The following is a 12,783-nucleotide window of genomic DNA, read 5'->3' as shown; positions in this document are numbered from 1 at the left end:
CACCGGACGTTACAAATTCGGCGGCGGCCGGTACGTCACGCTTTCGTGCCGAACCACGCCCGTCGTCCTACCTGATGAGAGCCTGATCACCACCGCTGCACCCCACCGCCGCGCTCTGCTGAGATCCTTACCTAGCAGTAACTTCGCGACGGAGGGCACGCAATGACGGTCGACCCGGCAGGCGGTTATGTGCAGCTGCTGACACCGGAGGGCGAGCGCGTCGAGGACGCGACGTACCCGGTCAGTTTCACCGACGACGACTACCGGGACTTCTACCGCGATCTGGTGATCGTGCGCCGCCTCGACGCCGAGGGCCTCGCCCTGCAGCGCCAGGGCGAGCTGGGCCTGTGGGCCGGACTGCTGGGTCAGGAGGCCGCGCAGGTCGGTTCCGGGCGGGCCCTGCGACCGCAGGACATGGCGTTCCCCTCCTACCGCGAGCACGGCGTGCTCTACACCCGCGGCATCGACCCGATCATGCCGTTCGGGCTGTTCCGCGGCGTCGATCAGGGCGGCTGGGATCCCCGCGAGTTCAACTTCCACATGTACACCCTGGTCATCGGCGCCCAGACGCTGCACGCAACCGGCTACGCCATGGGCATCACCCTGGACGGCAACGTCGGCACCGACGACGGTGAGGCGGTCATCGCGTACTTCGGGGACGGCGCCACCAGCCAGGGCGAGGTGAACGAGGCGTTCGTGTGGGGCAGCGTCCACAACGCGCCGATCGTCTTCTTCTGCCAGAACAACCAGTGGGCCATCTCCCAGCCGTTCAACAGCCAGAGCCGCAACCCGGTCTATCGGCGGGCCGACGGCTTCGGCTTCCCCGGTGTACGCGTCGACGGCAACGATGTGCTGGCGACCTACGCCGTGACCAAGGCGGCCCTGGACAACGCCCGCCACGGGCAGGGGCCGACGCTGGTCGAGGCGTACACGTACCGGATGGGCGCGCACACCAGCTCCGACGACCCGACCCGCTACCGCATCGCCAGCGAGCTCGACTCGTGGCGCGCCCGCGACCCGATCAGCCGGGTCAAGGCCTTCCTGTCCAAACAGGGACTCGCCGACGACGACTTCTTCGCCGAGGTCGACGAGGACGCCCGCAAGATCGCCCTCGGCCTGCGCGAACGCGTCCTGGCCATGCCCGGCCCGGAGCCGGTGACGATGTTCGACAACGTCTACCCGGGCGGCTCGCCGGAGCTCGACGTGCAGCGGGCCGAGTTCGACGCCTACCGCGCCACCTTCCAGGCCCCGTGAGCCCTACCGACGCCCTTGTCACGATCGGCGAGGCGGATCCGTCAGGGAGGTGTACGCCTTCGGACAGCTGAGAGGAATCATCATGCCGTACGCCGTGGACTTCGCCGCCGTGTCGACCACCGGGCTGGAGTCGTCGCCCGTCGCGGATGCGCTCGCCGGACTGCGGGCGAACGAGGCCCGCTACTTCAAGAACAAGTACGACCACGTGTTCACGACCGAGCCGGCGGACGACGCGAAGGCGACCGTCGACTGGGTGAGCCGCATCCTCGAGGAGGAACGCGGCATCGTCGTCTCCTCGCCGCCGCTCGAGGCGACCGAGTTCCAGGTCGAGAACATCCGGTGGGCCTACGTCTTCTACCGGAGCGGCCTGTCGATCAACGTCTTGTACACGCTCGACGACGACGGGAAGCGGGCGGTCGGGTTCAAACTGTCCGACGGCATGGAGGTCCCGGCCGAACTGGACGGCTTCAAGTTCGCCCGGCAGAAGTCGAAGCTGGCCGGCACGATCCGCGGCTCGTTCTTCGTGATCAAGAACGAGCACTGATCACCGGGGCAGGTCGTACGGCGGGTCGAGCGTGAAGGGCGTGCGGGCCAGTTCCAATGCCGATTCGGGGAAACGCGGGCCTTCGGTGTAGAAGCGGGCACGGGTGCGGCCCACCGGGGCGAGCAGGCCGGCGGTGACCAGGTCGCGCAAGAGGTGAGGGTCGGCGTCGAGAACAACAGGGGCTCAGCCGACCCAGCCGCGGTCCTTGGCCAGGAGCGCGGCCTGGAAGCGGGTGCGGGCGCCCAGTGCGGTCATCACGTCGGTGACGTGCTTCTGCACCGTGCGCCGGCTCAGGTGGAGCGCCCTCGCGATTGTCTCGTCCTTGAGGCCGGCCGACATCAGCCGCAGCACGTCGGCGGCCCGGGCGTCCAGCGTGTCGGCGCCGGTGTGGGCGCGGCCGGCCCGCATCGGTACGGCCCGCAGCCAGATGCCCTCGAACAGCGCGATCATCGCCTCCAGCAGCGGTGGCGAGCGCACCAGCAGCGCACCCACCGCCGGTGAGCGGACGTCGAGCGGCATGAAGCCGGTGCGGCCGTCCACGATGGCCATCTTGAAGGGCAAGCCGGTCGTCGCCCGGGCCTCCTCGCCGAACTCCATGCTCTGCTCGGCGATGGCCAGCGTGCCGTGCTCGTCGAGCGCGTCGCCGTCGTACACCGAGCGGGACCGCACGCCGCGGCGGATGCCGGCGTCCTCGGCGCGCAGGGTGGTCAGCAGCCCGTCGCCGGCCAGGTAGGGCGGCTTGGTCAGGACGTCCAGGCCGTACCGGGCGCCGTGCACGAGGTGAAGGTAGTAGCGGTTGATCTGCTCGGTGCCGCGCACCACCTCGATGGAGTGGTCGGTGCTTCGCTGCCGGGCCGCCTCGCGGTATTGGCCCTGGAGTTCGGCGGTGAGCAGCCGGATCCGGTCCAGTTCCCCGTCGCGCCGGCTGACCAGGGTGCCCAGGGCGACCTCGGGCGGGCTGGCCCGGTAGCTGCCGGGGCGTCCGGTGGCCCGGATCACGAGGCCGCCCGATTCCAGGTCGCGGAGCAGGTGGTCGGTGTCTTGCTCGCCGAGAGCGACCGCGTCGCCGATCTGGGCCGCGGTGCGCGTCTCGCCGGCGGTCACCAGATAGCGGTACGCCTGCTCCTGCCGCGGACTCAGGCCGATGGCGGTCAGCCGTGGCGTCGTTTCGACGTCCGTCACCGCAGGAACATAGCAAGGTTCGGTTAATCGCTCGTTTCGCGCGGACCGTCCATGTCGAAATCTTCCCGCATCGTGGGAGCGAGGGCGCGCATTTGAGCGCCTGCGCATGTTGGCGACGGTCGATCATTGACCATCGTGGAACACCGTGCGGAAGGTGATCACGACAGTGACACCTGTCGTTGTCCGGCTGGGCACCCGGCCGTGGTGCAAAGAGGCAGAGAGGGCCCCTGATGCACTCGAACAGGTATACCGGGAATACGCGGAGGGCGCCATCGCGTCTGACCGCGTCGATCCTCGTCGTCGCCGGTGCGGTGCTGGGTCTACCCAGCGTGGCACAGGCCGAAACCCCCACCCCGGCCTCGGGCAAGGTCAGCGTCACCCCGGCCTGCGAAACCCCCAAGGCGGGGTACGTCGGCTGCTTCGCTCTGCGCCGGGACGACATCAAGCCGGTGAAGGGCCTGCTGCCGAACGCGCAGACGCCCGCCGGCTACGGTCCGGCCGATCTGCTCAACGCGTACGGTTTGCCGGCCGACGGAGGGGCCGGCGCTACCGTCGCGATCGTCGACGCGTTCGACGACCCCACCGCCGAGGCCGACCTGGCGGTCTACCGCCAGCAGTTCGGGCTGCCGGCGTGCACGACCGACAACGGCTGTTTCTCCAAAATCGATCAGCGGGGCGGCACCGCCTACCCGTCGCCCGACCCGGGCTGGGCGGGCGAGATCTCGCTCGACCTCGACATGGTCTCGGCGATCGCCCCGAACGCCAAGATTCTGCTGGTCGAGTCGGACACGAACGCCTTCGAGGACATGGGCGCCGCGGTCAACCGGGCGGTCGCGTCCGGCGCCAAGTACGTCTCCAACAGCTACGGCAGCGGTTACACCAGCGATCCCGGCAGCGGCGAGGACCCGACCGAGGTCACCGATTTCGATCAGTACTACAACCACCCGGGTGTGGCCATGGTGGCCAGTTCCGGTGACGGCGACTACGGGGTGTCCTACCCGGCCGCCTCGCCGTACGTCACCTCGGTCGGCGGCACCGCGCTGAACCGGTCGTCGGCCGATCCGCGCGGGTGGGCCGAATCGGTCTGGCACAACAGCTTCGGCGGTCCGGGCAGCGGCTGCTCGGCGTACGAGCCGAAGCCGGCGTGGCAGAAGGACACCGGATGCGCCAACCGCTCGGTGGCCGACGTCGCCGCGGTGGCCGACCCGCTGACCGGCGTGGCCGTCTACCAGACCTACGGTAAGGTCGGCTGGCAGGTCTACGGCGGCACCAGCGCCTCGTCGCCGATCATCGCCGGCGTCTACGCGGCGGCCGGCTCGCCGTCGGCCGGTACGAACCCGGCCTCCTACCTGTACGACAACCCGGGCGCGTTCAACGACGTCACCAGCGGGGCCAACGGCACCTGCACCCCGGCCTACCTGTGCACCGCGGGCGCCGGGTACGACGGACCGACCGGCCTGGGCACGCCGAAGGGCATCGCGGCGTTCGCCACCGGCCCGCACGGCGAGATCGTCGGCACGGTGACCGACGCGGCCACCGGCGCGCCGATCTCCGGAGCGACCGTCACCGCCGGCGACAGCGGCGCCACCACCGACTCGGCGGGCAAGTACGACATCCACGCCGCGGTCGGTGCCTATGACGTCGTCGTCACCGCGTACGGCTACAAGAGCAAGCAGGTCGCGGCCGTGACCGTCGCCCCGGATGCCAGTGTCACCGAGAACTTCGCACTGGACGCCGTGCCCAGCTCGACCGTGCACGGCATCGTCAGTGACGCCTCGGGCCACGGCTGGCCGTTGTATGCCAAGGTGACCGCCGACGGTGTGCCCGGCGGCGGTGTCTACACCGATCCCGGCACCGGCCGTTACAACCTGACGCTGCCCCAGGGCGCCGACTACAACCTGCACGTCACGCCGGTCTACCCGGGCTACGCGACCGCGACCAGGACGGTAACCGTCGGGTCGTCCGCGGTGACCGCCGACGTCGGCGTCAAGGTCGATTCGACGACCTGCGACACGGCGCCCGGCTACAAGCTGACCCATCACACCGGTGCGACCCAGTCGTTCGACGGCGCCACCGCCCCGGACGGGTGGACGGTCACCGACGCGGCCGGCAGCACCGGCGCGACCTGGTCGTTCGCCGGCAGCCGGGACAACCTCACCGGCGGTGCCGGCAACTACGCCATCGTCGACAGCGACCACGGCGGCGAGGGCCACTCCCAGGACACCACGCTGACCAGCCCGGCCCTCACGGTGCCGGACTCGGCCGACCCGTACGTCGCCTTCGACACCGACTACTACGCGCTGACCTCGACGGCGGCCGTCCAGATGTCGCTCGACGGCGGCACGACGTGGTCGGACATCTGGACCCGGGGTGGCAGCAGCCTGCGCACCACGCATGTGGCCGTCCCGGTGCCGCAGGCGGCCGGCAAGGACAGCCTGCGACTGCGCTTCCACTACACCGGCACGTACGCCTGGTGGTGGGAGATCGACAACGTGACCGTCGGCAACGACAGCTGCGACGTGGTCCCGGGCGGTCTCGTCTACGGTCACGTCGACGACGCCAACACCGGCAACCCGGTGAACGGCGCCGAGGTGTCCGTACCGGACGCCGCGCTGACCGTCACCACGGTGGCCGGGTTCTACTGGGGCTTCTCCAAGGTCACCGGTTCGCACACGGTCAAGGTGTCGGGCGGCCACTACGCCGCCGCCTCGAAGAACGTCGTCATCGTGGCGGACGACGCCACGGGTGCCGACTTCACGCTCAAGGCCGGCCAGGTCAAGGTGTCGCCGGCGAGCATCGACAAGACGGTGGCCTGGCAGGGCACCGCCAGCGCGCCGATCACGCTGACCAACACCGGCACCGCGCCGGCGACGGTCAAGCTGGGGGAGCGCAACGGCGGTAGCACGCCGCTGCTGACCGGCGGCGCACCGCTCAACAAGGTCAAGGGCACGTTCTCCAACCGGGCCCAGTCCTCCGCGGCCGGCCGGAAGGCCACCGCCAAGGTCGACGCGAACCCGTCGGACGCGCCGTGGCAGCAGGTCGCCGACTACCCGACGGCGATCATGGACAACGTCGTCGCCTACGACCAGGGCAAGGTCTATTCGGTCGGCGGCTATGACGGTTCGTCGGACACCACCGCGGGCTACCAGTTCGACCCGGAAGCGGGCGCCTGGACCGCGATGGCGCCGGCCTCCGAGGCGCGCGAGGCGGCCCGGGGCGACTTCGTCAACGGCAAACTGGTCGTCTCCGGCGGCTGGGGCCCGGGCGGTGCACCGGACGCGAAGACCGAGCTCTACGACCCGGCCGGCAACAAATGGACGGCCGGGGCGGCCAACCCGGCGCCCGCGGCGGCGGCCGGCAAGGCGGTCCTCGACGGCAAGCTCTACCTGGTCGGCGGCTGCAGCACCGACTCGTGCGGCAGCAAGACGGTCGAGGTGTACGACGCGGCGGCCAACACCTGGTCGACGGCCGCGCCGTACCCGGTGGCGGTGGCGTGGCAGGCCTGTGGCGCCATCTCCGGCACCGTCTACTGCGCCGGCGGTAACACCGACAGCGCCACGCTGACCAGCGTCTACGCGTACGACCCGGGCGCGAACAGCTGGTCGCAGCGGGCCGACATGCCCACCGACATGTGGGGTGCGGTGACGGCCGCGGCCAACGGACAGCTGCTGGTCTCCGGTGGCGTGGTCGACGACAGCAGCACGGTCACCAACCAGGGCTACGCCTACGACCCGGTCGCCAACTCCTGGGCCGCGATGCCGAACGCCAACCAGACCCTGTACCGCTCCGGCGGCGCCTGCGGCCTGTACCGGATCGGCGGCAACCCCGGTGGCTTCCTCGTACCGCCGGTGGCGTCCTCCGAGGTGCTGCCCGGCTTCACCAACTGCGGTGCGGCGGCCGACGTGTCATGGCTGAGCCTCAGCACCACCGAGGTGACGCTGGCACCGGGCAAGTCGGTCAAGGTGACCGTCGGCCTGAACGCCGCGGTCGCCGACATCACCCAGCCGGGTCTCTACACCGGCGCGGTGGCGCTCGGCACGGACACGCCGTACGCGGTGCCGGCGGTGCCGGTCTCCATGACGGTGAAGCCGCCCAAGACCTGGGGCAAGATCGCCGGCACGATCACGTCGGCGGCGGACGGTAAGCCGATCCCCGGGGCCACCGTCCAGGTCGACACGTGGGCCAGTAGCTACACGCTGAAGACCCGGGCCGACGGCACGTACGAGCTGTGGCTCGACACCCGCAACAACCCGCTTCAGCTGATCGTCGCCAAGGACGGCTTCCAGCCGCGGGTCGCCACGGTGAAGATCGCCAAGGGCGCGACCACCACCACCGACTTCTCTCTCAAGAAGTCCTGACAGGCGGGCGAGGGTTCCCGCGATGCGGGAGCCCTCGCCCCGTTTTGAACCACCGGGGCGGCCGGCGGACAGTACCCGATGTGAGCCCACCGAGAACGGACGTCGAAGCCTGGACCGCGGCCCTCGCCGGGGACGGCGCGGCGTTCGCCGAGATCTTCGACCGCCACCAGCAGCGGATCCTGCGACACAGCCGGCGCCTCGTGCCCTCACCCGAGGACGCCAAGGACGTTGTCGGCATCACCTTCCCGGAAGCCTGGCGCAAGCGTGACGCGGTCCGCTTCGTCGACGGGTCGCTGCTGGCCTGGCTGCTGGTGACCGCCACGCACACCGCCCGCAACATGTCCCGCGCGACCGCGGCCGCCGAGGTCACCACCGCCGACCCGGTGCCGGGGCCCGGGCAATATCTGCGGGTCCCCGGCATCAGCGTGGTCACCAACTCGGTGGTGCTCGACGGGGCGACCGGCGCGGCGTTCGGCCTGACCGGGGCGCCGGCCAGCACCAACGAGATCGTGATCGACCCGGCCGGTGGCCGCTACCTGGGCGAGCGCCTGGTCCTCGACCGGGCGGACGGCGCCCTCCCGGCCGGAACGCTGCTCGAGTCGACCGCGGTGACGACCAGCGTGGTCGACGACGCCCCGCGCCCGACCGCCCTCGCGACCCCCTCGGTCGAACTCCCGCGCCGCTGGCCGGAGGCGGTCGCTCGCGATCAGCCCCGGGCCAGCGTGAGCAGCCGGTCGAGGATGCGGTTGCCGTCCGTTCGCAGGCCGTTGTGCAGGTATTCGTCGGTGAGCCAGCGATGCATGCCGGGCAGGAGGTCGGCGGTCTCTTCCGAGAACCGCCGGGTCACGTACGGGTCGTCGGCGTAGATCACGGCGGCGCACGGCACGTCGACCCGGGCCAGCATCTCGGCGTCGAACAGGCGTGGCCACTCGTGCTCCGCGAGGGCCGCGGCGACGTCACCGTACGGCCGCAGTCCGGGCACTTCCTCGAAGTGCCAGCGGTACAGGTGTTCGGCGGTGAGCAGGAGGGAGTCGCCGCCGAAGTCCTCCGGCTGGACGCGTTCGGCCGACCACCGGGTGGCCCCGCCGTCGGCGTAGCTCGACTCGTGCAGCACCGCGTACAGCGGGTTGCGGGCGTCGAACGGCAGCATCGCGGCGACGTCGTGCCGGAAGGCGGGGGACCCGAAATCGAGCTCGAGCACGTGATGCACGTTGTCGGCACCGCCGTCCATGCCCAGATGGTGGCCGATGGTGCGCATCAGCCGCCGGGAGATCGGCTCACCGTCCGGGCTCCGCACGTCGCCGGCGTCGCAGCGGTCGAGCAGCTCCCGGAGCCGGGCCGCATCGTGCGGGAACCTGCGGTGGTAGCGACGGTTGAGCACCCGCATCGCGTCGAAGGTGGCCGAGTAGACCTCGTCGACCGGACGCCCGACCGGCGGCAGGCCACCGGTGAAGAGCACCTCTCGAAGACTGTCGGGCGCGGCGCACAGGTAGTGCAGCGCGGTGTATCCGCCGAAGGACTGGCCGAGAAGACTCCATTTCCGGGCGCCCAGGTGTTCCCGCAGGCATTCGGCGTCCTTGACGATGGCGTCGGCCCGGAAACGGGTCAGGCGCGCAGCGTCCGCCGCGGCGTCCGGGCCGGGGTCGCCGTAGGGCGTCGATCGGCCGGTGCCGCGCTGGTCGAGCATGATGACCCGGAAGTCCTTCAGTGCCCGTTCGAGCCAGGACGGCGACATCGGCCGGGACGACGGCCGCGGCGCCTCGAATCCCGGGCCGCCCTGGAGGTAGACCAGACACGGCCGGTCGCGCCCGTCCGCCGCCGCGATCTCCCGCGCGTAAACCTCGATGGTCGGCCCGTCGGCGTGATCGTGGTCGAGCGGAACCGTGATGACGTGGTCGGTCAGCAGCATCCGGGAATCCTACGGTGGTAGGCCTACGGGTGAGCGGGCTTGGACGGCGTGTACAGCCACGCGGTGAACAGCGCCCCGAGGTTCCGGCCGGAGAGGTGTTGGGCAAGGGCGATGAACTCCTTCGTGCTGCCGTTGCCGTAGCGGTGGGTCCGGGCCCAGGAACGGAGGATGCGGAAGAACGTCTGGTCGCCGACGGTGGTCCGCAGGGCGTGCAGCGTCATCGCGCCGCGGTTGTAGACGGCGCCGATGAAGAGGTTCGGAGGGCCGGGGTCGGCGACCTTCGACTTCCACGACGACGAGGTGGCCGGGGTCGCGTACTCCCTCTCGAAGATCTGCTGCGCCGTGCCAAGGCCCTCGTGCTCACTCCAGAGCCACTCGGCGTAGGCGGCGAAGCCCTCGTTCAGCCAGATGTCCTGCCAGTGCTGGACCGAGACGCTGTCGCCGTACCACTGGTGGGTGAGCTCGTGAACGACGACGCTGTCGCCGTTTTCCTGGGTGGCGAAGTCCTGCGGCGTGTAGATCGGCCGGCCCTGGTTTTCCAGCGCGTAGTCCCATTCGCCGTCGGCATCGACGATGCCTCCGGCGGCGCGGAACGGGTACGGCCCGAAGTAGCCGGACAGGAACCGCAGGATTTCCGGCTCGCGGGCGAACGACCTGGCCACCCGGGCGTACGTCGCGGTGGGGAGCGCCGGATCGATCGCGTCCAGGAACTGGATGCCGTCCTTCCGGTAGGACTTGACGTCGAACTTGCCGATGGACGCCATGGCGAGGTACGTCGCCATCGGCTCGGCCTGCTCCCAGCGCCATGTCGTCCAGCCCCTGGCGCTCGATCGGCCGGCCGGGGTGCCGTTGGAGATGGCCTGCAGGCCGTTCGGCACGGTCAGCGCGATCGAGAAGGATGCTTTGTCGCTCGGGTGGTCGTTGGACGGGAACCAGGCCTGGGCGACATCCGGCTCGCCCAGAATGATCACGCCGTCGTCGGTGGTGAAGGCGCCGCCGTCGCCGAGGTCCGGGTCGCGGATGACGGTGGGCACGCCGTCGTAGACGATGCGGGTGTCGAAGAGGTGGCCCTTGCTCAGCGACCGGCGGGGCGTCACGGTCAACTCGGTGCCGTTGCGGGACCACGTCGCCGAGCGGCCGTTCACGGTGATCGACCGGATCGTCAGGCCGTCGAGGTCGAGGTTGAAGGCGGACAGACGCTGCGTGGCCCGGGCCCGGATCTGCACCACGCCGGCGAGCGAGTCGGAGGCCGGCGCATATCTGATCGCCAGGTCGTAATGCTGGACGTCGTAGCCGCCGTTGCCGTCCAGCGGGTAGTAGGGGTCGCCGATGCCGGGCGACCCCGGCGTCGCGGGAGGGGAGGCGGCGCCGGCCGGACTGCCCGCGAGCACGACACTGCCCGTGAGCCCGGCGGACGTCGACAGTGCCAGGACCAGCGCTACGGCGAGCTTCCGCATCATCGGACCAAGCTATCGGTATCGGCCGATCAACGCACCGTCTCAGCTGATGGTCATGGCATCGATCATTTGCTGCTGACCACCACCGACGTAGACGTTGACCGTCCTGACGTCGTTGATCCCCGGGCAGCCGGCCGCAACGGCGGTGAGGTCGAGGACGTATTCGCCGGTCTGTCCGTCGGCCGGACGTGCGTCGCCCTGGCACCAGTCGTATCCGGGTCCGGTCTGGAACGACACCGCGAACGAGCCGTTGGCCGATGGGGAGGCGAAGCTCAGCTCGCTGCGGGCGCTCAGGTCCAGCGGGTCGGCCAGGGCTGCGCCGAACCAGCCGCCGTCCGTGCCGGTGATCTGCAGGCTCTGCGCTCCATCGGCGTGGAACGCCGTGGTGGTGGCAGTGCTACCGGCGGTCGCATTGAAGGTTGCCGGTGCCCAGCCCTGCACGCCGTTCTCGAAATCGAACAGAGTCCGCGTACCGGTGGGCGACGGCTTGACCGTGACGGTGATGCTCGCCTGGTTCGACGTTCGCCGCAAGTTGTCCGCCACCGTGTAGGTGATGGTGGTGCGGCCCGCGAAGCCCTCGGCCGGCACGAAACTCACCGTGCCGGACGCATCGGCCGTAAAGGTGCCGGTGGCGGTCGTTCTGGTCCGCTGAATGCCCGCCGCCGGGTCGAGGTCGACGGTGCGCGGATCGATCCGGACTGCCGGCAACCAGAAGATGTCGTTGCCGGTGACCTTGATTGCCGCGCCGGTGCCGAAGTCGACGGTGGCCATGTCGTCGTCGGCGACCGGTGCGAAGGTCAGCCCGGTGCCGCGCATCCGCCGGCTGAAGTCGCTGATGGTGGTGCAGACCGGGCTGGGGCAGTAGACGGTGAATCCGTCGTAGTCGCCGTACCGGGTGCCGTCGTCGAGGGCGTCGGAGAGGATCCAGTACAGCGCCCCGTTGGTGCCGGAGGCGTAGACCGCGTCGGTCCATCGTTGGTAGACGGGGTTGCGGACGCTCTTGTCCTTCAGTCCGAACTCGCCCAGCATCACCGCCTTGTGGATCTTCTTGGCGGCCTTGGCGTGGTCGAGGATGTACTGCGTGCCCCAGTCGGCGGTCTTGCCCCAGCCGTCGGGGTAAAGGTGATAGCTCATCACATCGACGTTCGGAAGCGAGGCCAGGGCGACGGTGTCGACGCCTTCGCCGCCGTTGTGGGTCCAGTCGTCGCTGGTGGGCTGGTCGGCGAAGAAGCCTTCGTCGCCCACGCTGACCAGGTGCCGGCGGTCGACGGATTTGATGAAGCTGGAGACGCCGCCGGCCCATGAGGTGATCGTGCTGGTGCCGCAGTCGGCCGACCGGGGGTACTTACCGGAGCCGATGCAGCGCGGTTCGTTGGCGAGTTCCCACGTCATGATCGTGGGGTCGTCCTTGTATTTCACGCCGGTCACGGTGTTCGTGTGGTTGAGCAGGTGCGCGATGTAGTCCTGGAACCACTTGCGGATCGTCGGGTCGGTGTAGAAGTCGTCGTGGTGGCTGTCGCCGGCCCACTCCACGTACTTGTCCATGCCGCCGAAGTCGGCCCAGTTGTTGGTGAAGGCGATGACGAGCCGAAGGTGGTCCTGGCGAGCCCGGGCGATGACAGCGTCCAACCGGGCGAGGCCGTCCGGGCCGTCGTTGTACTTTGGGTGCCCGGTGTTGTCCCAGTACTGCAGATACACGCCGTTCTGGCTGCCGGAGGTCGGGGCGGTGCCGTCGGCGGTGCCGGTGTCGAACCACCCCCAGGTGCGCAGCACGTCGAAGCCGGAGGATGCGGCCTTGTCGATGACGTTGTTGCGGGCCGTCGGCGACTGGTACAGCAGGTAGTAGTTGTTGGTGCCGGCGAACCGGAACGGGTTGCCACCGATCTGCAGTTGGCTGCCGTCACGGGTGACGAACGGCGGGTTGGTGGCCGCCGGCGCGGGAGGCGCTGCGGAGGCGGCGACGGGACTGCCGAGGGCGAGAAGAGCGGTCGCGGTCAGCACTGCGGTCAGGCGCCGGGCGCGCGCCGGTGGGCGGAGAATCATCGTCGTCTCCAAGGTTTCCGCCGCCTCGGTGCAGGC

8 protein-coding genes and 1 pseudogene are annotated in these 12,783 nt (G+C 70.0%); 4 read left to right on the top strand and 5 right to left on the bottom strand.

The annotated features are described in order from the left end of the window. Positions 1-162 precede the first annotated feature (162 nt). Together ACIA5C_RS02575 and ACIA5C_RS02570 are read left to right on the top strand one after the other, a co-directional pair. Positions 163-1,254, top strand: coding sequence for a thiamine pyrophosphate-dependent dehydrogenase E1 component subunit alpha (locus ACIA5C_RS02575; protein WP_396050463.1), 1,092 nt, complete (start codon positions 163-165; stop codon positions 1,252-1,254). Between the two features lie 82 nt (positions 1,255-1,336). Then, on the top strand, positions 1,337-1,798 hold the full coding sequence (locus ACIA5C_RS02570) for a phage tail protein (protein WP_396050462.1): 462 nt from the start codon (positions 1,337-1,339) through the stop codon (positions 1,796-1,798). Here the strand turns inward: ACIA5C_RS02570 and ACIA5C_RS02565 are convergent, their stop codons facing one another. Both ACIA5C_RS02565 and ACIA5C_RS02560 read right to left on the bottom strand, forming a co-directional pair. Then, complete coding sequence (locus ACIA5C_RS02565) at positions 1,799-1,948, bottom strand: hypothetical protein (RefSeq protein WP_396050460.1); 150 nt, start codon at positions 1,946-1,948, stop codon at positions 1,799-1,801. A gap of 33 nt (positions 1,949-1,981) precedes the next feature. After that, on the bottom strand, positions 1,982-2,980 hold the full coding sequence (locus tag ACIA5C_RS02560; RefSeq protein ID WP_396050458.1) for a LuxR C-terminal-related transcriptional regulator: 999 nt from the start codon (positions 2,978-2,980) through the stop codon (positions 1,982-1,984). Positions 2,981-3,309: 329 nt separating this feature from the next. Here ACIA5C_RS02560 and ACIA5C_RS02555 point away from each other — a divergent pair, with 329 nt between their 5' ends. Both ACIA5C_RS02555 and ACIA5C_RS02550 read left to right on the top strand, forming a co-directional pair. Continuing rightward, complete coding sequence (locus tag ACIA5C_RS02555) at positions 3,310-7,338, top strand: carboxypeptidase regulatory-like domain-containing protein (protein WP_396050457.1); 4,029 nt, start codon at positions 3,310-3,312, stop codon at positions 7,336-7,338. 80 nt (positions 7,339-7,418) lie between these two features. Next, positions 7,419-7,676: pseudogene (locus ACIA5C_RS02550) on the top strand (RNA polymerase sigma factor); the annotation flags it as partial. Positions 7,677-8,044: 368 nt separating this feature from the next. Here ACIA5C_RS02550 and ACIA5C_RS02545 read toward each other — a convergent pair. From ACIA5C_RS02545 to ACIA5C_RS02535, 3 genes are read right to left on the bottom strand one after another with little or no spacing between them, the layout of a single operon-like run. Next, a complete protein-coding gene (locus tag ACIA5C_RS02545; protein WP_396050454.1) occupies positions 8,045-9,247 on the bottom strand; it encodes an alpha/beta fold hydrolase in 1,203 nt (400 codons plus the stop codon). Positions 9,248-9,270: 23 nt separating this feature from the next. Continuing rightward, positions 9,271-10,707, bottom strand: coding sequence for a M1 family metallopeptidase (locus ACIA5C_RS02540; RefSeq protein ID WP_396050452.1), 1,437 nt, complete (start codon positions 10,705-10,707; stop codon positions 9,271-9,273). 39 nt (positions 10,708-10,746) lie between these two features. Continuing rightward, entirely contained in the window at positions 10,747-12,747 is a 2,001-nt protein-coding gene (locus tag ACIA5C_RS02535) for a cellulase family glycosylhydrolase (protein WP_396050450.1), read from the bottom strand. Between the last annotated feature and the right edge of the window lie 36 nt (positions 12,748-12,783).

The sequence above is a fragment of the Actinoplanes sp. NPDC051343 genome (assembly GCF_044455125.1).
Lineage (GTDB): Bacteria > Actinomycetota > Actinomycetes > Mycobacteriales > Micromonosporaceae > Actinoplanes.
The sequence above is the reverse complement of the archived record's forward strand: the minus strand, read 5'-3'. Positions and strand labels throughout refer to the sequence as shown.

Coding starts and splice junctions, on each gene's coding strand:
- ACIA5C_RS02575 (WP_396050463.1), top strand. CDS start 163: ATGACGGTCGACCCGGCAGGCGGTTATGTGCAGCTGCTGACACCGGAG.
- ACIA5C_RS02570 (WP_396050462.1), top strand. CDS start 1,337: ATGCCGTACGCCGTGGACTTCGCCGCCGTGTCGACCACCGGGCTGGAG.
- ACIA5C_RS02545 (WP_396050454.1), bottom strand. CDS start 9,247: ATGCTGCTGACCGACCACGTCATCACGGTTCCGCTCGACCACGATCAC.
- ACIA5C_RS02540 (WP_396050452.1), bottom strand. CDS start 10,707: ATGATGCGGAAGCTCGCCGTAGCGCTGGTCCTGGCACTGTCGACGTCC.
- ACIA5C_RS02535 (WP_396050450.1), bottom strand. CDS start 12,747: ATGATTCTCCGCCCACCGGCGCGCGCCCGGCGCCTGACCGCAGTGCTG.